Below are 20,158 nucleotides of genomic sequence, written 5' to 3' on the forward strand. Positions count from 1 at the left end.
GGTGTCCACGAGTACTGGTGTCTGTGAGTGGCTCCGGCGAGCGCGCAGCCGCGCCCGCCGGTTTCCCTCCTGCCGCTCCCTCTGGTTCCTGCGGCCAGCCCCTGGAACCTGCCCGGTCGGCCTTCGCGCGCAGCGCGAAGGCCGACCGGACAGGCCCTAGGCGGCAGCCGCCGCCGCGCGGGCCAACGCCCGGGCGGTCAGTACGCCGGCCAGGTGCCGGAGGTACTCGGCCGAGCCGCCGCGACCGGCGGTGAAGAGGCCGATCGGCTGGGCGGCGAACGCCGCCAGCACCGAGGGGATGTCGGTCCGACCGGCCGCGAGCCGGGTCTCGACGTCGGTCAGCCGCACCGGTCCCGCGGTCGCCCCGGTCACCGCGACCCGGTAGCCGGCCGCGCCGATCCGTACCGCCACCGCGCAGAGCGGGTAGAGGCTGGCCCGGTCGGCGGACTTCTCGAAGGCGCTGCCGACCACGCCGGCGCTGTCCGGAGCCGGCAGCTCCAGGCTGGTGACCAGCGAGCCGGGCCGCAGCTCGGCGGCCAGCCGCTCCACCGGGAGGCTCCGGCTTCCGTCGGCGTCGACCACGGTCACCACCGCGTCCACCGCCAGCGCCGCCACCGGCAGGTCGGTGGGCCGCTGTCCGACCCCGCTCCGGTCGGCGACCAGGTTGCCGCCGACCGTGCCGCGGTTGCGGACCTGCGGGTCCCCGTTGGCCCTGGCCGCCTGGGCCAGCGCCGGGGCCGCCGCCAGCACCTCGGGGTGCACGGCCAGTTCGGCCAGGGTGGTGGTGGCGCCGATGCTCAGTCCGCCGTCCTCACGGCGGCGGACGCCGCGCAGGCCGGGGAGCCCGGCCAGGTCGACCAGCAGCGAGGCGGCGGCCTCGCCGGTGCTGAGGTCGACCAGCAGGCTCTGGCCGCCCGCCAGCGGCCGGCTGCCGGCCGTGCGCGCCAGCAGCGCGGTGGCCTCGTCCACCGTGGTCGGTCTGGCGAAGTCGAACGGTGTCAGGATCACTGGGAGTCCCCCTCCGGGTAGAGCCGCCGCCAGACCTTCTCCGGGGTGATCGGCATGTCGATGTGCTGGACTCCGAGGTCGGAGAGGGCGTCCACGACCGCGTTGACCAGCGCGGCGGCCGGCGGCACGGTGGCGATCTCGCCGGCCCCCTTGGCGCCGAGGACGTTGTGCGGGGTCGGGGTGACCGTGCGGTCCAGTTGGAAGAAGGGCACGTCCGCGGCCCGGGGCAGGGCGTAGTTGCGCAGGTCGGCGGTGACCAGGATGCCCTCCTCGTCGTAGACCGCGTGCTCCATCAGCGCCTGGCCGAGGCCGTGCACGATGCTGCCCTCGATCTGGCCCTTGACGATGGTCGGGTTGCCGATGTTGCCGGCGTCGTCGACGGCGGTGTAGGACACCACCTCGGTCACGCCGGTGAGTTCGTCGATCTCCACCACTGCGACATGGCTGCCGAAGGGGTAGTTGAAGTCCGGCGGGTCGAAGAAGGTGGTCTCGTCCACGGTGGGCTCGACCTCGGGGGGCAGCCCCCAGCCGTACCAGAGCGCCATCGCCAGGTCGGCGAAGGACTTGGACTTGGTCTCCTCCTCGCCCTGGACGAAGATCTTGCCGTCCTGGTAGACGACCTTGTCGACGTCCACGTCGAACAGGGCGGCCGCTCCCCGGCGCATCTTCTCCTTGACCTTGCGCGCGGTCAGCGCCAGGGACGGTCCCGCCATGCTGTACGAGCGGCTGCCGTAGGTGCCCTGGCCGTAGGGGGCGCGCAGGGTGTCCCCCTCCATCACCTGGACCAGGGACGGGTCGATGCCCAGCTCCTGCGCGACCACCTGGGCGTAGACCGTGTAGTGGCTCTGACCGGTGGACGCCGAGCCCACCGTGGCCGACACCTCGCCGGTCGGGTGCACCCGGATGTTGGAGCTCTCCCAGGTACCGCCGAGCATGCCCTCCTTGGACATCCGGGTGGACGGGCCCACCCCGCAGATCGCCACGTAGCAGGCCAGGCCCACGCCGAGGCGCTTGCCCCGGGTCCGGGCCTCGGCCTTGCGGGCGGCCATGTCGCTGTAGCCGGACAGGGCCAGCGCCTTGTCCAGGTTCTCCCGGTAGCTGCCGGAGTCGTAGGTCCAGCCGAGGCCGTTCTCGTAGGGGAAGGCGTCGTCGGGCACCAGGTTCTTCAGCCGGACCTCGGCCGGGTCCATGCCGATCTCCGCCGCGTAGCGGTCGACCAGACGCTCCATCAGGAACGTGGCCTCGGCCCGGCCGCTGCCGCGCTGGGCGCCCAGCGACACGGTGTTGGTGAAGGCCGCGTAGACCTCGCAGAAGGAGGCGCCGATCGCGTACATCCCGCTGATGCTGCGTCCCATCAGCGCAGTGGCCACACCGGGGCCGATGGTGGAGGGGTAGGCGCCGAGGTTGGCGTAGCTGGTGGCGCGCAGACCGGTCATCTTCCCGTCGCGGGTCCCGGCCAGGGTGACGTGCTGCCGGTGGTCCCGGCCCTGCACGGTGGAGTTCATCAGACCGGTGCGGGTGTCCACCCACTTGACCGGGCGGCCCAGCTTCTTGGACATCAGCAGCACCAGCGCCATGTCCGGGTAGAGGTAGCCCTTGGTGCCGAAGCTGCCGCCGACGGTGGGCGCGATCACCCGCAGCTTGTTGAAGGGGATGCCCAGCACCAGGGCGGCGAGCAGGAAGCGGTGGTTGTGCGGGCCCTGGGTCGAGGCGTAGAGCGTGTAATCGCCGGTGGCCGCCTCGTAGTTGCCGACGGCGCCGCGCGGTTCGATCGGGCTGTTGATGGTGCGCTGGTTCACCAGGTCCAGCTCCACCACCACCTCGGCCTCGGCGATGGCCTGGTCGGTGAGCTCCTTCTCGCCGCAGGTCCAGTAGGCGTTGAGGTTGTTCGGCACCGCCTCGTGCAGCTGCGGGGCGCCGTCCTTGACCGCCTCGTCGGCCAGGGTCACCACCGGCAGGTCCTCGTAGTCCACCCGGATCGCCTTGAGCGCGGCATGGGCCTGCCGCGGGGTCTCCGCGACCACCAGCGCGATCGGGTCGCCGTAGTGGCGCACCTTGTCACCGGTCAGCACCGGACGCGCGCCGGGCAGTCCGTACGGGTGCGGCGGGAAGTGGCTCTCCACCCCGCCGGGGATCCAGATGCAGGGCATCGGCATGACATCGGCGAAATCCGCCGCCGTCGCCACCGACAGCACTCCGGGCAGCGCCTCCGCGGCGCTGGTGTCGATCCCCTTGATCGTGGCGTGTGCCCGGTCAGCGCCCAGGATCGCCATGTGGGCCATCCTCGGCAGCGTCACATCGCCGACGAACGTGGCTTCCCCGCGTAGCAGTTGGGGGTCCTCGCGGCAGTCGCTCGGCTCGCCGAGGACCGCTCTGCCCTCCGTCATGGTCATGTGCCAATCCCCTTCCGTCGCTCGAACGCCGGCTCAGCTGCCGGGAACCGCGGCGACGCCCTGGACGCCGCGGACAATGCTCTGGTAGCCGGTGCAGCGGCACAGGTTGCCGGTCAGCCACTCGCGGATCCGCTGTTCCGACGGGTCTTCCTCCCGGCTCAGCAGGTCCCGCAGCGACATGACCATGCCCGGGGTGCAGAAGCCGCACTGGGTGCCGTGCTCCCGGCGCAGGGCCTCCTGCAGGTCACTGAGACCCTCCCCGGGCGACACGCCCTCGATGGTGGTCAGTTCGGAGTCGTCCGCCTGGACCGTCAGCACCAGGCAGCTCTTGACCGACACGCCGTTCAGACTGACGACGCAGGTCCCGCACTGGCCGGTGTCGCAGCCGACCTTGGTCCCGGTGAGTTCGAGGTCTTCGCGGATGCGCTCGACCAGGAGCTCCTGGGGCTCCACCTCGGCTTCGACCGGTTTCCCGTTCACTCTCATGGAGATGTTCATGGCTCAAGCCCCTTCTTCGCCCGACTGGTCGGCACGGTGGTCGGTCGGAATCAGGCCGAGGCCAGCTGCTTGACGAAGGTCTCCGCCAGCGCCTTGGAGGAGTAGGGGTTCTGGCCCGTGGTGAGGTTGCGGTCGATCACCACGTGCGAGTCCCAGATGAGTTCGGCCTTCTCGTAGAGGGCGCCGAGCCGGGTGAGCTCGACCTCGAGGATCAGCGGCAGTCGGCCGGCCATGTTGGTGACGAGTTCCTCGCTGTGCGAGAAGGCCGTCATCCGGTAGCCCTCGAAGGGCCAGTGGCCCTCACCGTCGCGCAGGGCGAGCAGCGAGGTGTGCCCGTGGCAGACGGTGGCCAGGGGCTTGCCCGAGGCCAGCACCCAGCGCAGAAGCTGCGCCAGTTCGTCGGACTTGGGGAAGTCGCCGATCGCGCCGTGGCCGCCGCTGACGTAGACGCCGTCGTACTCGGCGAGCGAGGCCTCGGTCAGGTCCTCCACCCGGAGCGGGTGCTCCAGCTGCGGGGTGGACTCGATCACCCGGATGTACTCGGCGGCGTTCTCCGCGTCCCGGTTCTCGCTGCCCTGCGGGCGGACCCACTGCAGGAACTCCGGGTCGATGCTGGTCAGGTCGGGCGTCGGGGCGACACCGCCGATGGTGGCGACATCCACCTCATAGCCGTTGTCGCGGAAGATCTGGTAGGGCACCGCGAACTCCTCGGCCCAGAAGCCGGACGGGTGCTGCTCGCCGTCCAGCAGGTGGAGCGTAGCTTTCGCTGTCACGATCACAAGAATCTTCACGTCTGCTCTCCCCTCGTGGAGTTGTGCGCTTGCGGCATTCGTTTCGGTTGCCGCGAGTTCGATTTCAGCATGGCTTCGAGCACCGATCGAGAGTGGTCGAGGATTCCTCGGCGAGTTAGTCACTTGCAATTGCCCACCGGTCTCCGCGGGCCCTCCCGACGGGTCGCGCATTACCGCACCTGAATTGTCAAGACCGCCCTGCCGCGGTCCGGCCGCCAGCTCTCTTACCAAACTCACATACAGCGCAGCAGGTCCCGGACGCCGGACAGGCTGGCGCCGGTCGGGATCCGGGCCGAGTCGTGGATCCGCAGCCCGGGCATGGCGTGGACACCGCGCAGCCGGGTGCCGGCCGGAACCCGGACCTCGTCGCCCAGGGCGCAGTAGTCGGTGAGCACGACCGGCCGCTCCAGGGTCGAGCAGACGTCCACCATGCAGCCCAGGAACACATCGGTGAGCTGTGCGCCGGGGCCGATCACGGTGTGGTCGCCGCAGGCGACCCCGCGCAGGGTGCAGCCGGCGCCCAGGTCGACCCCGTCGCCGATGTCGGACTCCTCCAGGGTCACGTCGGGGCCGATCTCCACGTCCCGGCCGATCCGGACCCCGGGGCCGATCCGGACGCTGCCGTCGCTGATCTTGTCGGCCAGGGTCCGGCCGCTGATCGGGTCCTTCATCTCCAGGCTGCTCTCGTGGATCCGCATCCCGGCCAGCAGCCCGACGGGCGGGTCGATCCCCGCGCTGAGCAGCGGGAACCGGTCGAGCAGCACCTCTCGCAGGGTGTCCAGGTAGCTGCCCGGGTTGCCCAGGTCGCCGAATCTCCCGATCGGCTGCGCGAGCACCCGGTGGCCGCCGGCCACCAGGTAGGGCAGCAGGTCGCCGCCCCAGTCGAGTCGGGTCCTGGCCAGCGCGGCGAGGGCCGGATCGGCCGCGGCCATCCGCAGCCGCTCGCAGTCGATCAGGTACATCCCGGTGTTGGTGTGCAGCAGTCCGCCGGGGTCGCCGCCGGCCAGCGCGCAGGCCAGCTCGGTCGAGGGCTTCTCCACGAAGCGGCGGACCGAGCCGTCGCGGCCCTGCTCCAGCACCCCGTAGGTCCCGGCCGCCTCGATGGCGGGCCGCAGCACCGTCGCCACGGTCACATCGGCCCCGGCCGCGCGGTGCGCGCGGACGAGTTCGGCAAGGTCGAAGTCGAAGATCGAGTCGGTCGGGACCACCAGCGCCAGGCCGTTCAGGTCCCAGTAGTCCAGGCCGCGCAGGGTGGCCTGGCCGCTGCCGGTGTTCTCCCGGTCGAACCGGGCCCGGGAGTAGCGGACAGTGACGCCCCACTGCTCGCCGTGGCCCAGCACCGCCTTGGTCTGCGCCCGGTTCTCCCGGCCGTTGGCCAGCACGTAGTAGTCCCGCACGCCCAGACCGCGCAGCGCCAGGACCGACCACTCGATCAGCGGCCGGCCCACGAAGGACACCGCCGCCTTGCTCCTGAGGTAGTCGCCAGAATTGAGGCTCATCGGCCTGGCGCGAATTCCACGGCCGCCGGCCAGGGCAATTGTCGAGACTGCTTCCATTTTCATCCCCCGTCAATGATCGGGACTAGTCGAGTAGCACGCTGATCAGTTGTCGGAATTCGGTGACGAGGGAATGGTTGGGCCGGGCCTCGGAAAGGATTCGCTCTCCGCCGAGCACGGAGATTTCCGGGGCGTACGGCAGGACCACGGCCGGAGCCCGGTAGAGCTGCTCGGCCCGCTGCCGGGCCGCCTCCGGGTCGACGCCGCCCGGTGACATGTTGATCACCACGGAGCGCCTGCAGTCCGTAGGTCGGGCCATGGCGACGGTCGCCTCGGCTCCGACCAGCTCCGCCAGTTCCGCGCGGACGACCGTCACCAGGACGTCGGCACAGGCGATGGCGGTCATGGTCTCGTTGTTGAGCCCGGTATGGGTGTCCAGCAGCAGCACGTCCAGTTCGTAGACAGCACTGAGCCGGTTGAAGCCCTCCGGCAGCAGGCCCACGTCGTAGCCGGTGGCCATGATCTCGCCGAGCCGGCAGGACCGTCCCAGAGCCGGGACCAGCCGTAGTCCCGGCGGGCCGACAGGGTGGGCCGCCGCCTCGATCTCGCAGCGTCCCAGCAGGTAGTCGCCCAGCGAGGACTCGTACTGGCCCAGACCGAACAGGCCGTCCAGCGCCGGGGACTGGATGTCGGTGTCGACCATCGCGACCCGGCCGCCAGCCGAGGCGATCAGCATGGCCACGTTGGACGCCACGGTCGACTTCCCGGTGCCGCCGCGATGGGAGTGGAACACGACCGTCCGCGCCATTCAGGCCACCGCCAGCGGCTTGCGGTGCAGGGCCATCATGGTGACGTCGTCGTGCTGCTCGGCCAGTCCGGTGTGCGCGCTGACGGCCCGGTCCACCCGGTCCAGCAGCACTCTGCCGTCCGATGCCGGTTCGGCCAGCAGGGCGAGCATGCGCTCCTCGCCGAGGAACCGCCCGTCGGGGCAGCGGGCCTCGGAAACGCCGTCGGTGTACATGAAAAGGATGTCCCCCGGTTCCATCTGGGCATAGCCGAGGGAGAAGACGCCGTCCGGCAGCACCCCCACGGCCGGCCCGGTGACCTCCAGCGCGGAGAGCGCGCCGGTCCCACTGTTGATCAGTTGTGGTGCGTTGTGGCCTCCGTTGATGTAGACCAGGCTGCCGGTCGCCGGATCGAGCACGCAGAAGAACAGCGTGGCGAAGTAGCCCTGGCGCAGGTGGTTCCTGGCCAGGTATCCATTGGTGCTGAGCACCGCGTTCATCATCGGGGTGGCCCCGACCGCGGGCAGCGTGCCGATCGGGTCCGGCCCGCCGGCCACCAGGTGCTCCAGGCCGCTGTACTCGGCGGCGTGCCGGAGCAGGCTCCGGATCATCGCCATGAACAGCGCCGCGCCCACGCCCTTGTCGCAGACGTCGGCCACCACCAGCGCCAGCCGGCGCCGGTGCGCCACTTCGAACACGTCGTAGAAGTCCCCGGCGACCTGGCGGGCCGGCCGGAAGGTGACGTCGATGTTCCAGCCCTCGGGCTCCGGCAGCTTGTCCGGCAGGAAGCCCGCCTGGATCTCCCGGCCGATGGCCAACTCCCTTTCGTTGCTGAGCTGTTCGGCACGGGCGTCGGCCTCGCGCAGGGTACGGCCGAGCTCGGCCCGCTCGGAGCAGCTGTGCAGCCGCGAGTGGACCAGGGCGGGCAGGAACGGCGGTACCAGGAACTCGTGTCCGACCCGGACATGGGCCTCCAACTGCTCGAAGTCCTCCTCCGCGTAGACCACCACGATCGGGGTACTGCCCGCGCGGTCCAGCCGCCGTGCCGCGGCCGCGACCGACTCCGGCCCGACCCTGGCGGGGGCGAGCAGGACGTCGGTCTGCGGCAGCGTGGAGGCCGGCCGCGCGAGCAGTTCGCGCAGACCCAGTTCGGAGATGGTCACATCCTCCGATTCGAGGGCCCGCATCAGGTTCCGCGGAGGGGAAGGTCGCTCAACGAGGATCAGGATCGAGATTCCTGACATGTGGGGCTGGCCCTCCTCCAACTCGTGCATCAGCGACGGACCGTCAGGGTGAGGACGTTCCTGCCGCAGACATAGGCGTAGTCGAACTCGTCCAGACTGGTCAGGGCGAGGTAGATGCCGAGGCCGCCGATCGGGCGGTCCTGCAGCGGTGTGGCCGGGTCGGGCGGGTGCAGCCGCGTCCTCGGGTCGAAGCAGTCGGCCTGGTCCTCCAACCGGATCCAGACCCGGTCGGGCTCCACTCCGCCGTACACGGTGATCTCACCGCCACCGTCCCGGTACCCGTGGGTGACCGTGTTGGTGGCGAGCTCGTCCACCGCGAGGCGGAGCCGGTAGCCGGCCTGGTCCGGCAGGGAAGCACGCCGGACCAGGCCGAGCACGAAGCGGGTGATCTGCTCCAGCCCCGGGAACGAGGCGGGCGCCCGGAGTGCGGATGCCCTCTCGGTCACGACGGCCAACTCAGTCATCGAGCAGACTGATACTGCGGTCCAGGCCGGCCGCGCGGATCACCCGCAGCACCGGCTCGGTGGCGCCGACCACCCTGATCTCCACGTCCTCGCCCATCTTCTGCCGGGCGAAGACCAGCGAGCGCAGTCCCGCGCTCGCCATGTAGGTGAGGCCGGCCATCCGGATCTCCACGGTGGCCGGACCGCGGGCGGCGGCCTTCTCGATGCTCTCGTGGAACTCCGCGGCCGTGGACGCGTCCAGTTCGCCGGTCAGTTCGATCACGGAGGTGTCTGCGGTACTGCTGAACGAGAGTGAGAGCGGCATTGTTGTTGTCCTTCCGGTACTTCGCTTGTGTTGAGGGCGTGCGTCGGGCCGCTCCCGCTCAGGACTGCGCGGGCGGACGGCCGACCAGGACCACCACGGAGCGCGGTCCGACCAGGTAGCGGTAGGGGTTCTCCAGCTCGGGCTCCAGGCCCGGCCGGTAGAGGTCCTGCGGAGCCGGCGCCGAGGTGTCCACCGCCAGGTGCCAGACCAGTCCGCCGGGCAGCTGGGGCAGCGCCAGGTCCGCGGCCTCCCAGTGGGAGTTCATGGCGGTGTACACACAGTCACTGTCACCCAGTCCGCTGCGCAGCACGGCCAGCAGCCGGCTGTCGTCGGACCAGTCGGGCTGGCCGATCTCCCGGCCGTGCCAGCTGATGTCGGGCAGCTCGTCCCCCGGCGGCGTGGTGCCGTCCGGGTGGTCGGTGGCCCGCAGCACCAGGTGCGCGGACCGGAGCGCGATCAGGCCCCGGGTGAACTCCAGGAGTTCGGCGTTGCTCTCCTCCAGGCTCCAGTCCAGCCACGACAGTTCGTTGTCCTGGCAGTAGGTGTTGTTGTTGCCCTGCTGGGTGCGGGCGAACTCGTCGCCCGCCAGCAGCATCGGCACACCCTGGCTGGTGAGCAGGATGGCCAGGGCGTTCTTCATCTGCCGCAGCCGCAGCGCGTTGATCCCGGGGTCGTCGGTCGGCCCCTCCGCCCCGCAGTTCCAGCTGTTGTTGTCGTTGGCGCCGTCGCCGTTGCCCTCGCCGTTGGCCTCGTTGTGCTTGTCGTTGTAGCTGACCATGTCGGCGAGGGTGAAGCCGTCGTGCGCGGTGAGGAAGTTGATCGAGGCGTTGGCCCCCCGGCCCGCGTACAGGTCGGGGGAGCCGATCACCCGGGCGGCCAGTTCGGAGACGGTCCCCGAGTCGCCCTTGAGGAACTTCCGCACCGCGTCGCGGTACTTGCCGTTCCACTCGGACCAGCGCCCGTAGGCGGGGAACCGGCCCACCTCGTACAGGCCGGCCGCGTCCCAGGCCTCCGCGATCAGCTTGGACTCGCGGAGCACCGGGTCGAAGGCGAGCAGTTCCAGCAGCGGCGGGTTGGGCAGCGGGGTTCCGTCCTCGTCCCGGCTCAGGATCGCGGCCAGGTCGAAGCGGAAGCCGTCGACGTGGAAGTCGGCGACCCAGTGCCGCAGGCAGGCGAGCACGAACTCGCGCACCACCGGGTGGTTGCAGTTGACCGTGTTCCCGGTGCCGCTGAAGTTGTAGTAGTACCCCTCGGGCGTGAGCATGTAGTACGTGGCGTTGTCCAGCCCCCGGAAGGAGATGGTCGGGCCCTGCTCGTTGCCCTCGGCGGTGTGGTTGAACACCACGTCGAGCACCACTTCGATGCCGGCCGCGTGCAGGTCCTTGACCAGCGTCCGGAACTCGTCGGCCTGCATGCCCCAGCGGCCGGTGGCCGCGTAGCCCGCCTTGGGAGCCATGAACGAGAGCGTGTTGTAGCCCCAGAAGTTGACCAGCGGCTCGCCGGTCACCGGGTTGCTGCGGGGGTTGTCGCACTCGTCGAACTCGAAGATGGGCATCAGCTCCACGCAGTTGACCCCGAGCCGCTTCAGGTACGGGATCTTCTCGCGCAGCCCGGCGAAGGTGCCCGGGGCCAGCGTGGCGGAGGAGGGGTGCTGGGTGAAGCCGCGGACGTGGGCCTCGTAGACCACCAGGTCCTCGGTGGGGATCCGGGGCGGGGTGTCCGCGCCCCAGTCGAAGTCGTCCAGGCCCACCCGGGACCGGTACTGGTAGTTGTCGGACCGGTCCGGGGTGGTCCCCCACACGTCCCGCCCGGCGACCAGCCGGGCGTACGGGTCGGCGAGCACCCGGCGCGGGTCGAAGCGGTGGCCCCGGACCGGGTCGAACGGGCCGTCGGCCCGGAAGCCGTACTCGATGTTCTCGTGGTCCAGGCCGAAGACCGTCATCGAGAAGATGCTCCCGGTGCGGAACTCCTCCGGGTACTCCAGCTCGACGTGGGGTTCGGCCTCGCCGCGCCTGTACAGCACCACGCTCATCGAGGTGGCCGTGTCGGAGAAGACCGCGAAGTTCACCCCGCCGGGGACCAGGGTGGCCCCCAGCGGGTACGGGCGGCCGGCCCTGACGCCCAGTCCGTTGATCTTGTGGGTCGGGTAGGAGTCGATCCGGTGAACGACCTCCAGGCCGCTCATCGCAGCACCCGCTGGGCCTGCACGGGCTCGCCGATCTTGGTCGGGTCCTCCACCTTGGGCTCGAAGAAGTCCAGGAAGCCGGTGACCGACATGACGAACCGGATCTCGTCGCTCAGCCCGGCCAGCCGGACCGAGGTGTTGCCGCGCTGGGCCTCCCGGTAGACCACCAGCAGGGTGCGCAGCCCGGCGCTGGAGACGTAGTCGACCGCGTGCAGGTCGACCACCAGCGCCCGGCCGTTGCCGATCAGCGGGAGCAGGTCGTCCAGCAGGCCGACCGAGGTGGAGCTGTTGATCTCACCGGTCAGCTCCACCACCGTGCCGCTCCGGCCGCGGCGGATGTTCACATCCAGGGCCATGGCTACTTGTCCCCCTTGACCGGGTGCAGGCACACCTTGACGCTGACCCGCTCGTCGCCCTCGGGCAGCCGCACGGTGAGCGCCTCGGCGTCGAAGTCGGTGTGGTCCTTGCCGTTGACCTCGACCGCGCGGATCACCACGGCGCCGGCCGGCAGCAGGTCGGGCGACACCCGCAGGGTGCGCTCCGGCAGGTCGTCCGGGGTGGGCTTGAAGTAGAACTCCATGTCCCGGCCGTTGATGAGCAGGTTGTTGTAGACCGCCGCCAGGTAGCACAGCTCGGCGGAGTGGTACATGCTCATCGAGTGGCTGCCCTTGAGCCGCTCCGTGCCCAGCAGGTACGGCATGCCGCCGGCCAGCACGTTGAAGTAGACGGCACCCTCGTCGTGGTCCAGGAAGAAGGTGTTGTAGAAGGACTCCGCCTGCCGGGCCTCGCGCAGGTAGCTGTCGCCGCCGATGGTGCCGTCGAGGATCAGGTAGGCGAGGATCGCCTGCTCCTGCTGCCACCAGGCCTTGCGGTCGTGCCACGCGAAGCGGTGGTGGTCCTCGCCGTCGCCCTTGACCCGCTCCACCACGTCGTACCAGCCGCCGCGCTGCTGGTCGCTGCCCGCGGCGGGCATCAACTCGGCGATCTGGGCCGCCAGTTCCTTGTACTCGGTCTTGGGGCGCAGCGAGTTCATGCGCATCAGGTTCCAGGCGATCTTCAGGTTGTGGCCGACCACCGCCCGGTTCTGCTGCCAGCCGTGGCCGGTGTCGTGCGACCAGTCGCGGAAGAACCGCTCCTGCACGAAGGGGCTGTTCTTGTAGTCAGGGAAGCGCTCGGTGATGGTGTCGAAGGTCGCCTCCAGGAAGTCCGCGTAGCTCTCCTGGCCGGTGGCCAGGTACAGGTTGATCAGGTACGCGGGGGCGTGGTCGCCGACCGAGTTCCAGTTCTTCCGCTCGCGGTTCTCGCCCAGCGACTCGTGGTCGGCGCTGAACAGGATCGGGTCCACGTGCGAGTAGTAGCCGCCCTGCTCGGCGTCGTGGAAGAAGCGCTCGAACAGCCGGATGGTGGCGTCCGCGTCGCTCTTGATCTGCGGGTCGCCGGTGATCCGGTAGGTCTGGATCGGGCCGGCCAGCGCGTAGATCTGCTCGTACATCGGGATCGCGTCGTAGTCGTCGGAGAACTCGGAGCTGAACAGCTTGCGCTCGCTGTTCTCACCGTCGACCCGGATGCCGTGGTACCAGTAGACGACGTCGTCCTCGTTGTCGACCACCCGCATGTGCTTGCGCAGGTACTCGGTGCCGCGCTCGGCGACCTCGAGGTACTCGTCCTTGCCGGTGAGCAGGTAGGCCGAGGCCATCCCGTAGACCAGCCGGGAGATGGTGTCGGTCTCCTGGACGTGGCTGTCGGTCTTCTCGCCGCCCAGCCGGATCTCGGTGCGGTACTCGTCGAAGTCCACCACGCCCTCGGGGAACTGGGCCCGGCGGTAGAAGTCGGCCAGCGACTCGATCTGGTTGATCCACCAGCCGCCCTCCTCGAACCGGAAGTCCTCGGCCCCGCGTCCGAGGAACACCAGGCGCTTGGCCTCGCAGTGCACCTCCTCGCCCTGGGGGTAGAAGATCCCGCCGACGAACAGGAAGCGTCCCGGGGACAGCATCTCGTCGATGTGGCTGGAGGCGTCGATGTACGGCTCCTCCAGGTTGCGCAGCAGCTCGGCGCTGGGCGAACCCTTGAGCGACACCGTGAACGACCGGTCGTCGGCGGTGCGGAGCCGCAGGATCTGCTTTTCCGAGTCGAAGTGCTCGATGTATCCGGCGATCGTGTCGGAGAACGTGAAGTTCGCTGCATCAGTCATGACTCACTCCTTCGGTCGCGTGCGCTCGTACGCTGTCCGTGCTTTGCGGTGTGTCGTCCTGGAACCCCTGGCTGACCTCGACGATCACGCCGTCGGGATCACGCAGCCAGACCGTGCGCCAGCCGCAGATGAAGTCGTCGAAGCCCATCGGGCCCAGGGTGACCACGGCTTCCTCGCCCATGGCGGCCAGGAAGCCGTCCACGTCGTCGGTCTGGAAGGCCAGGTGGCGCATCCGGCCCGGCTCGGCGGGACCGTCCCCGTCGGCGGTGACCGGCGCGGACCCGCCGCCCTCGAAGAGCTCCAGGTAGGCGTCGCCCTGGCGGAGGAAGACGATGGAACTGCCGCCGAGGTCCACCTCCCTGGCCCGGCGGAAGCCGAACCAGCGGGTGTAGAACTCCTCCGTGGCCTTCTGGTCCTGGCAGTTGAGCCCGATGTGGGACCACCGCATCAGGACTCCCCCCGGCCGGCCCGCTCGGTCAGCTTGGAGATCAGCCGCCGGGCGAACAGGTGGTGGTGGGCGCCGGTGCGTCCGGTGACCAGGTCGTCCCCGTCCTCCACCACGTCCTCGTCCACGTACTCGGCGCCCATGTTCCTGATGTCGCCGATGAGGTTGTTGTGGCAGACCACCTTGCGCCCGCGCACCACCTCGGGGATCGAGGCGGCCAGCCACATGCCGTGGCAGATCACGCCCTTGAGCACCGCGGGCTCCGCGAAGGCGCGGCGCAGCAGGTCGGTGGCGGGGGCCAGCTGGTCCACGTCCTCGGTGTAGCGCAGCCGGTCGGCGACCATGCCGGACGGCACGATCAGCGCCGCGTACCCGCGCAGCTCCTCGTCGCTGAGGCCCTCGAACCCCCGGTCCACCACGAACGGCGCACGGTACTCGTGGCCGCTGAAGGTGATCGAGTCCTGGCCCCAGAGCCGGGTGAGGAACTCGACCCGGGCCCCCTCCTCGGCGAAGCGGTGCTGGTAGTAGAAGATCTCCGGCTCGTAGTAGTCGCTCTCCATCAGCACGGCGATCCGCTGACCGGACAGCGGACCGGGCTTCAGCACTGCGTCAGGCACGGGATACTCCCTTGATCAGATCGGCTGCCCGCTCCGCGATCATCACGATCGCCGCGTGGCAGTTCCCGGAGGGCACGGCCGGCATCACGCTGGCGTCGACCACCCGCAGCCCGCTCACCTGATGGACCCTCAGTTCCGGGTCCACCACCGAGAGGTCGTCCACGCCCATCCGGCAGGAGCCGGCCTGGTGGTGGTAGCTCTCCGCGCTGCGGCGGATGAAGTCCCGCAGCGCCTCGTCGCCGACCACGTCGGGACCGGGCTGCAGTTCCTGCTTGAACCACGGCGAGAAGGCCGTGGTGCCGAAGATCTCGCGGGCCAGCTTCACCCCCTGCAGCATCCGCTCCAGGTCCCAGCGGTCGCCCAGGTAGTTCGGGTTGACCAGCGGGGGCGTCTGCGGGTCGCGGTCCGCCAGCCGGATCCAGCCGCGCGAGGCGGGCCGCACCACACCGGGCAGGATGCTCACGGTGTTGGGGTGGTCCTTGCCCACGATCACGTCGAAGGGCACGTGGACGAACGCGATCTGCAGGTCCGGCGCCGGCAGCCCGGGCTGCGAGGCGAGGAACAGCGCGCTCTCGGACAGGTTCTGGGTGGGTGCGGGGAGTTCCTGCCGCACCTCCGCCATCAGCCCGGTCAGCACGTGGTTGTGGAAGTTCTCGCCGACGCCGGGCACGGCCGCCTGCACCGGGATGTCCAGGGCCCGCAGCTGGTCCGGCGAACCGATGCCGGACAGCAGCAGCAGCTTGGGCGACTCGATGGCGCCGGCCGCGACGATCACCTCGCGACGGGCCCGGACCTGGTAGGTGCCGGCCGGGTCGCTGCTTCCGCTGCTGTCGGCCACCACCCGTCCGGGGACGTCGGTCGGCTGCGCGGTCTGCTGGTACTCGACGCCCACGCAGGCGTCGCCCTCGAAGAGCAGCCGGGTGGTCCGCGCCGCGGTGCGCAGGGTCAGGTTGGGGCGGGTCAGGGCCGGCTCCAGGTAGGAGGCCAGCGAGCCCTGGCGCCGGCCGTCCGCCACGTCGATGTGGTGCCAGCCGGTGCCGAAGAGGCCGCCCTGGGGGCCGTCGGTGTTGAAGTCCGCGATCTCCCGGTGGCCCAGCTCGACCGCCGCGTCGATGAACGCCCGAGAGGTCGGGTTCGGCTGGTGCTTCCCGGCGTTGGTGATCCGCTGCGGACCGCTGGTGCCGGTGGTCGCGGCGGTGGTGTCCTCCTGGGACTCCATCAGCGCGAAGTACGGCAGCACGTCGCGGTAGCCCCAGCCGGCCGCACCCTGGTAGGCCCAGTTGTCGAAGTCGGAGGCGTGCCCGCGAATGTGCATCATGATGTAGAGGTTGCTGCTGCCGCCGGGCGCCTTGCCGCGCGGCTCATAGGTCTGCCGACCGCCCAGTCCGGGCTGCGGAACGCTGGTGTAGCCCCAGTCGATCGGGCCGCCCAGCAGCTTGTACCAGGAGGACGGGTCGTCCACCTCCGGAGGGATCCGGTCGCCACCGGCCTCCAGGACCAGCACCGTGCTGTCCGGGTCCTCGCTGAGCCGGTTGGCCAGCACGCTTCCGGCCGCGCCCGCGCCCACAACGATGTAGTCGTACTCCTTCACCACTGCCTCCTCGCTCGGGATCGTGGGCCGACTCAGACCTGGGAGAGCACCTGGAAGGGCACGGTGTCGTGGTAGTTGGCCATGTACGCGATCTTGCCGTCGACGATCCGGAAGTAGTTCATGACCTCGGCCCGGATCGCCTTGCCGGAGATGCTCTCGGCGGTCAGGTGCGAGACCGCGGCGGCGTGCTCGCCGTCGACCAGGAAGCGCACCGGCTGGTTCTGGAAGACCCGGTACATCTTGTCCATGCCGGCCATCATCGAGCGCAGCGTGGCCAGTCCCTCGATGTGCCCGGCGAGCTGCTCGTCCATCACCTGGTCCTCGGTGAAGAGGTCGCACCAGCTGTCCCAGTCGCCCTTGTTCGCGTACTCGTAGTACTTGCTCAGCACCTCGTGTGCGTCCATCCCTGCAGCCTCCCTGCTGGTTAGTTGTCGCGGTCAGTGGCCGTCGCGGATGCCGCCGGGCCGGAACGGGGCCCAGAACTGGCTGAAGGCGGTGGCGTCGTCGCCGAAGAGGCCGTCGTGGCCCTCGACGATCCGGCCGTCCCGCCAGCGCATGAAGTGGAAGACGGTGGCGTCCATGCGCTCGTACGGGGACTGGCTGTCCTCCGGCGCGCCGGCCCGCAGGCCGTAGTTGTGGCAGACGTCGGCGGAGACGTCGTCGCCCACCATGATCACCTCGCGGTCCATCCGGAAGGACCCGCCGGTGAGCTTGCCGGTGGTGGCCATCAGCTCCAGGAACTCGTCCAGGCTCTCGTACCAGCCGGCCAGCGGGTGGTTGCCCGGGACCAGCCAGCGCAGGTCCTCGGCGTAGTACTCGATGATCTTCGACCGGTCCCCGCTTCCCAGGGCCCGGTAGGCGGCCTCGACGCGCTCCCGTGTCACTTCGGTCATGGCGCTTCCATCCCTTCAGAGCTTCAGAGCTTCACGGCTTCAGAGCGAGGACGAACCCGGCATCGGGTCCAGGGCGTTGACGGCGTAGCTGCGGATCAGCGGCCCGTCCGGGCCGGCCACCACGGTCCAGGTCTGGTCGGCGTCGAAGCCCAGCCACTGGCTCTTCTCAGCCGGCGGGTTCCAGATCTTCGCCTGCCAGTTGACGAACACCCGGACGGTGGCCGAGCCGTCGGAGATGTCGGACTCCACCTTGGTGACCGTGTGCACCTCGTCGAAGAAGCGGTTGGTCACCGCCTCGTACCAGCGGGCGAAGCCCAGGTGGCCCAGGAAGGTGTCCTCGGGGACCTTGAACTCCAGCTCCTCGTCCAGCATCGCCAGCGTCTCCTCGAGCGGGACGTGGTGGTCCAGGGCGACGTACCAGTTGACGGCGAACTCCTGGATGGACGCTTCGGTCAGCGGCTGTACGGCGGTCATGCGAGCCCTCCCTCGGTTGGCGGCCGGCCGCGCGGACGCGGCCGACCGGTGGTGTGACTGCTGGTCAGATCTGCACGTCGACCAGGAACGGGCCGGAGTGCTTGAGCATCTGGTCGGCGGCGGCGGCCGCCTCGGCCGGCTTCTCCACCCGGGTGCCCTCGGCGCCCAGCGAACGGGCCAGGCCGACGAAGTCGATCTCCGGGCTGGACAGGTCGAAGGAGGAGGGGAAGTTGTGCGCCGGGATGCCGCGCTCGCGCCAGTACTGGTCGATGTTGTCGTCCAGCAGGCGGTACTTGCGGTTGTTGCAGACCACGAACTTGGCGTCCACGCCGTGGCGCACCGCCGTCCACAGCGCCTGGTAGGTGTACATCGAGCCGCCGTCGCCGGCGAAGCCGACCACCAGCCGGTCCGGACGGGCCAGCTTGGCGCCGACCGCTCCCGGCAGCCCCACGCCCAGCGAGCCGCCCCGGGTCAGGTGGTAGTCGCCCGGACGCTCCGGGGGGAGGTACTTGGACACCAGCGGGGAGTTGGTGAGCGCCTCGTCGAAGACGATGAGGTCGCCACCGGTGCGGGTGGCCAGCCGGTGCAGGAACAGCTCCAGGTTGCCGGCGTCCGGGCCGGGGCCCGCGGCGACGGCTGCCGCCTCGGCGTCCCGCTGCGCGGTGCGCTCGGCCAGCCGCTCCGCCGCGGCCCTGCGGCGCCGCTCGGGCATCTGCAGGGCCAGGCCGCCGCCGATCGCCGCCAGGGTGGCCCTGGGGTCGGCCGCGATGCCGAGGTCCACCGGGTGGTTCTTGGCGATCTCATAGGTGTTCAGGTCCACGTGCACGATCTTGGCGCCGGACTTGAACGGCGAGACCAGGCTGGGGAACACCTCGGGGAAGACATAGGTGCCGACGATCAGCACCGCGTCCGCGGCGGCCACCAGCTCGGCGCTGTGCTCGCCGAACATGTGGCCGGTCATCCCCCGGCGCAGCGGGTGCGAGGCCGGCAGGTTCACCTCGGAGGCGTCCACCTCCCACACGTCCGCGCCCAACAGCTCGGCCACCCGGGCGAGTTCGCGCTGCGCCCCGGCCAGGCTCACTCCGTCGCCCACCAGGATCAGCGGGTTCGCGGCGTCGGCGAGCAGTTCGACCGCCGCCCCCACCGCCGAGGGTGCGGGCAGGCTGTCGGTGCGCGGTACCACCGCGGAGATCACCGGCTCGCTGTTGAGCTCGTCCAGCACGTCCATCGGCAGCTGGACGAACACCGGTCCGCGCGGCGGTGTGAGCGCGATCTTGACGGCCCGGCGGATGGTGCGCAGCAGCGACTGCGGGTCGGTGACCCGGGTCGCGTACTTGGTCACCGGCTTGGCCATGGCGACCAGGTCCGCGGCCATCTGCGCGTCCATCGCGTCGTAGCGGACCCCGGCGTCGCCGGCGACCACCACCAGCGGGGTGTGCCCGCGCATCGACTGGTAGAGCATGCCGATGCCGTTGCCCAGGCCCACCCCGGAGTGCAGCTGCAGCAGCGCCGCTCCACCGGAGGCGCGGGCGTAGCCGTCCGCCACACCGGCCGCGACCGTCTCCTGGAGCGAGAGGATGTAGTGGAATTCCGGGTCGAGGTCGGCGGCGTCAAGAAACCCTTGTTCGACCGTACCTGGATTACCGAACATGAGACCGAGTCCATCGGCCCGAAACTGTTCGATCAGCTTGAATTTCCCGGCGGCGGTTGTCATCGATTCACCAGCCGTACCGGGTGAGTCCACTTTCCAGGACCTCGACAATCTTCTGCCCGGTGAGGTACGAGTCGGGCGTCGACCGTCCGGTGACGAACGGGTAGTCCACGACCACGGAGGTCGGCTTGCCGAAATTGCCGTGGTACGCCCCGTCGGGGCCGGTCGCGTCGCGCAGGATGTATTCCAGCGGGTACGGCGGCGGGCCCATCACGAAGTCGGTGCCGAGGAAGCCGGTGCCGTCCTTGTAGTCGTACTCCTTGCAGTGCCCGGTGACGTTCTTGCCCCAGATGATGCTCTTCCGGTCGCTCCAGTCACGGGCGAAGGCCAGGCAGGCCACCCCGTAGCACTCGGCCGCGACGACCTTGCCGGAGCGCAGGAAGGACAGGATCAGGCTGTGCACCCGCTCGTTGTTCGCGAGGTCCACGATGGGACCGCTACCGCCCACGATCAGCAGCGCGTCGTAGCCGGAGATGTCGGCGTCGATCTTGTCCAGGTCGCGGTGGAACTGCTCCAGCTTCGGCAGGTAGCCGGTGTCGCTGGTGTAGGGGCGCTCGGGGAGCCAGGTGCTGAGGTCCAGCGGCTGGTCCAGCCGGCGGGAGGCGTCGAACTCGCGCCCCAGCCGGGCGTTCTCCTCCGAGGTCACCGAGCGGCCGAGCGGCGGGTCGATGTAGTCGGGGTCCAGGCTGGGCGGGAGCGCGTGCGCCCGCTTCCCGGTGGGCGTTGCGAAGTCGACCTCATAGCCCTGTGCGTCGAACTGGGAGATCGGCCCGATCAGTTCCTCGGACCAGTAGCCGTGCTCCGAAACCAAGACCAGAATCTTCTTGCTCATCGATACCCTCCCACGGATCGCGGCGACATGCCGGCCGGAATCTTCGCTCCCGGCCGTGACCCACCGTGCGCTGCGGGCAGGCCGCTTGGAAAGGAACCCACCCGGACTTCGTGACGTAGTGCCAATTCCGACCGTTTTCCGGTGACTTCATGAAGTAGCACCGAAATGAGGCGGTGGACCGGCATATATGGCGCCCTCGCCATGTGCACGACTACCCTGGGCAGGATCCACTGTCC

The 20,158-nt window shown here is 69.9% G+C and carries 20 protein-coding genes; all 20 read right to left on the reverse strand.

Features of this window, described 5'->3' with window-relative positions:
* Positions 1–156: 156 nt before the first annotated feature.
* The 20 genes from ACEZDG_RS03055 to ACEZDG_RS03150 all read right to left on the reverse strand — a co-directional run bounded on the left by ACEZDG_RS03055 (position 157) and on the right by ACEZDG_RS03150 (position 19,922).
* Entirely contained in the window at positions 157–1,008 is an 852-nt protein-coding gene (locus ACEZDG_RS03055) for an FAD binding domain-containing protein (RefSeq protein ID WP_380501914.1), read from the reverse strand.
* Complete coding sequence (locus ACEZDG_RS03060) at positions 1,005–3,401, reverse strand: xanthine dehydrogenase family protein molybdopterin-binding subunit (protein WP_380501916.1); 2,397 nt, start codon at positions 3,399–3,401, stop codon at positions 1,005–1,007. Before ACEZDG_RS03060 ends, ACEZDG_RS03055 begins: the two co-directional genes overlap by 4 nt.
* A 33-nt stretch (positions 3,402–3,434) precedes the next feature.
* Positions 3,435–3,899 (reverse strand): (2Fe-2S)-binding protein, encoded by a 465-nt coding sequence (locus tag ACEZDG_RS03065; protein ID WP_380501918.1) that lies wholly within the window; start codon positions 3,897–3,899, stop codon positions 3,435–3,437.
* Between the two features lie 50 nt (positions 3,900–3,949).
* Complete coding sequence (locus ACEZDG_RS03070; protein ID WP_380501920.1) at positions 3,950–4,672, reverse strand: type 1 glutamine amidotransferase domain-containing protein; 723 nt, start codon at positions 4,670–4,672, stop codon at positions 3,950–3,952.
* A 251-nt stretch (positions 4,673–4,923) separates the two neighbouring features.
* On the reverse strand, positions 4,924–6,252 hold the full coding sequence (locus ACEZDG_RS03075; protein ID WP_380501922.1) for a sugar phosphate nucleotidyltransferase: 1,329 nt from the start codon (positions 6,250–6,252) through the stop codon (positions 4,924–4,926).
* Between the two features lie 19 nt (positions 6,253–6,271).
* Complete coding sequence (locus ACEZDG_RS03080) at positions 6,272–6,994, reverse strand: MinD/ParA family ATP-binding protein (RefSeq protein ID WP_380501924.1); 723 nt, start codon at positions 6,992–6,994, stop codon at positions 6,272–6,274.
* Positions 6,995–8,134: a PP2C family protein-serine/threonine phosphatase gene (locus ACEZDG_RS03085; protein ID WP_380501926.1), complete on the reverse strand. Its 1,140-nt coding sequence runs from the start codon at positions 8,132–8,134 to the stop codon at positions 6,995–6,997.
* A 110-nt stretch (positions 8,135–8,244) separates the two neighbouring features.
* Positions 8,245–8,661, reverse strand: a complete 417-nt coding sequence (locus ACEZDG_RS03090) for an ATP-binding protein (protein WP_380501928.1) — start codon at positions 8,659–8,661, stop codon at positions 8,245–8,247.
* Positions 8,662–8,671: 10 nt separating this feature from the next.
* The gene (locus ACEZDG_RS03095) at positions 8,672–8,983 is read right to left on the reverse strand and encodes an STAS domain-containing protein (RefSeq protein ID WP_380501930.1); all 312 of its coding nucleotides are present in this window, start codon (positions 8,981–8,983) and stop codon (positions 8,672–8,674) included.
* A gap of 58 nt (positions 8,984–9,041) precedes the next feature.
* Positions 9,042–11,168, reverse strand: a complete 2,127-nt coding sequence (gene glgX / locus ACEZDG_RS03100) for a glycogen debranching protein GlgX (RefSeq protein WP_380501932.1) — start codon at positions 11,166–11,168, stop codon at positions 9,042–9,044.
* Positions 11,165–11,524: an STAS domain-containing protein gene (locus ACEZDG_RS03105; protein ID WP_380501934.1), complete on the reverse strand. Its 360-nt coding sequence runs from the start codon at positions 11,522–11,524 to the stop codon at positions 11,165–11,167. The genes glgX and ACEZDG_RS03105 overlap by 4 nt, the downstream gene beginning before the upstream one ends.
* A gap of 2 nt (positions 11,525–11,526) precedes the next feature.
* Positions 11,527–13,359: an AGE family epimerase/isomerase gene (locus tag ACEZDG_RS03110; protein WP_380501936.1), complete on the reverse strand. Its 1,833-nt coding sequence runs from the start codon at positions 13,357–13,359 to the stop codon at positions 11,527–11,529.
* Entirely contained in the window at positions 13,352–13,807 is a 456-nt protein-coding gene (locus tag ACEZDG_RS03115; protein ID WP_380501938.1) for a VOC family protein, read from the reverse strand. The genes ACEZDG_RS03110 and ACEZDG_RS03115 overlap by 8 nt, the downstream gene beginning before the upstream one ends.
* Positions 13,807–14,421, reverse strand: coding sequence for a DJ-1/PfpI family protein (locus tag ACEZDG_RS03120; protein ID WP_380501940.1), 615 nt, complete (start codon positions 14,419–14,421; stop codon positions 13,807–13,809). The genes ACEZDG_RS03115 and ACEZDG_RS03120 overlap by 1 nt, the downstream gene beginning before the upstream one ends.
* Positions 14,414–16,012 carry a GMC family oxidoreductase gene (locus ACEZDG_RS03125; RefSeq protein ID WP_380501942.1) on the reverse strand — a complete coding sequence of 533 codons (1,599 nt, stop codon included), beginning with the start codon at positions 16,010–16,012 and terminating at the stop codon, positions 14,414–14,416. The genes ACEZDG_RS03120 and ACEZDG_RS03125 overlap by 8 nt, the downstream gene beginning before the upstream one ends.
* A gap of 32 nt (positions 16,013–16,044) precedes the next feature.
* Entirely contained in the window at positions 16,045–16,416 is a 372-nt protein-coding gene (locus tag ACEZDG_RS03130; RefSeq protein ID WP_380501944.1) for a nuclear transport factor 2 family protein, read from the reverse strand.
* A gap of 33 nt (positions 16,417–16,449) precedes the next feature.
* A complete protein-coding gene (locus tag ACEZDG_RS03135; RefSeq protein WP_380501946.1) occupies positions 16,450–16,905 on the reverse strand; it encodes a nuclear transport factor 2 family protein in 456 nt (151 codons plus the stop codon).
* A gap of 39 nt (positions 16,906–16,944) precedes the next feature.
* A complete protein-coding gene (locus tag ACEZDG_RS03140) occupies positions 16,945–17,379 on the reverse strand; it encodes a nuclear transport factor 2 family protein (RefSeq protein ID WP_380501948.1) in 435 nt (144 codons plus the stop codon).
* A 64-nt stretch (positions 17,380–17,443) separates the two neighbouring features.
* The gene (locus tag ACEZDG_RS03145) at positions 17,444–19,093 is read right to left on the reverse strand and encodes a thiamine pyrophosphate-binding protein (RefSeq protein ID WP_380501950.1); all 1,650 of its coding nucleotides are present in this window, start codon (positions 19,091–19,093) and stop codon (positions 17,444–17,446) included.
* 4 nt (positions 19,094–19,097) lie between these two features.
* Positions 19,098–19,922 carry a type 1 glutamine amidotransferase domain-containing protein gene (locus ACEZDG_RS03150; RefSeq protein ID WP_380501952.1) on the reverse strand — a complete coding sequence of 275 codons (825 nt, stop codon included), beginning with the start codon at positions 19,920–19,922 and terminating at the stop codon, positions 19,098–19,100.
* Positions 19,923–20,158 lie beyond the last annotated feature (236 nt).

Source organism: Streptacidiphilus alkalitolerans, assembly GCF_042511045.1.
Lineage (GTDB): Bacteria > Actinomycetota > Actinomycetes > Streptomycetales > Streptomycetaceae > Streptacidiphilus > Streptacidiphilus alkalitolerans.

Bases quoted from the DNA above. Each gene is read 5' to 3' on its own strand.
- ACEZDG_RS03060 (WP_380501916.1), bottom strand. From the start codon at position 3,401: ATGACCATGACGGAGGGCAGAGCGGTCCTCGGCGAGCCGAGCGACTGC.
- ACEZDG_RS03065 (WP_380501918.1), bottom strand. From the start codon at position 3,899: ATGAACATCTCCATGAGAGTGAACGGGAAACCGGTCGAAGCCGAGGTG.
- ACEZDG_RS03075 (WP_380501922.1), bottom strand. From the start codon at position 6,252: ATGAAAATGGAAGCAGTCTCGACAATTGCCCTGGCCGGCGGCCGTGGA.
- ACEZDG_RS03080 (WP_380501924.1), bottom strand. From the start codon at position 6,994: ATGGCGCGGACGGTCGTGTTCCACTCCCATCGCGGCGGCACCGGGAAG.
- ACEZDG_RS03095 (WP_380501930.1), bottom strand. From the start codon at position 8,983: ATGCCGCTCTCACTCTCGTTCAGCAGTACCGCAGACACCTCCGTGATC.
- glgX (WP_380501932.1), bottom strand. From the start codon at position 11,168: ATGAGCGGCCTGGAGGTCGTTCACCGGATCGACTCCTACCCGACCCAC.
- ACEZDG_RS03105 (WP_380501934.1), bottom strand. From the start codon at position 11,524: ATGGCCCTGGATGTGAACATCCGCCGCGGCCGGAGCGGCACGGTGGTG.
- ACEZDG_RS03110 (WP_380501936.1), bottom strand. From the start codon at position 13,359: ATGACTGATGCAGCGAACTTCACGTTCTCCGACACGATCGCCGGATAC.
- ACEZDG_RS03115 (WP_380501938.1), bottom strand. From the start codon at position 13,807: ATGCGGTGGTCCCACATCGGGCTCAACTGCCAGGACCAGAAGGCCACG.
- ACEZDG_RS03130 (WP_380501944.1), bottom strand. From the start codon at position 16,416: ATGGACGCACACGAGGTGCTGAGCAAGTACTACGAGTACGCGAACAAG.
- ACEZDG_RS03135 (WP_380501946.1), bottom strand. From the start codon at position 16,905: ATGACCGAAGTGACACGGGAGCGCGTCGAGGCCGCCTACCGGGCCCTG.
- ACEZDG_RS03140 (WP_380501948.1), bottom strand. From the start codon at position 17,379: ATGACCGCCGTACAGCCGCTGACCGAAGCGTCCATCCAGGAGTTCGCC.
- ACEZDG_RS03145 (WP_380501950.1), bottom strand. From the start codon at position 19,093: ATGACAACCGCCGCCGGGAAATTCAAGCTGATCGAACAGTTTCGGGCC.
- ACEZDG_RS03150 (WP_380501952.1), bottom strand. From the start codon at position 19,922: ATGAGCAAGAAGATTCTGGTCTTGGTTTCGGAGCACGGCTACTGGTCC.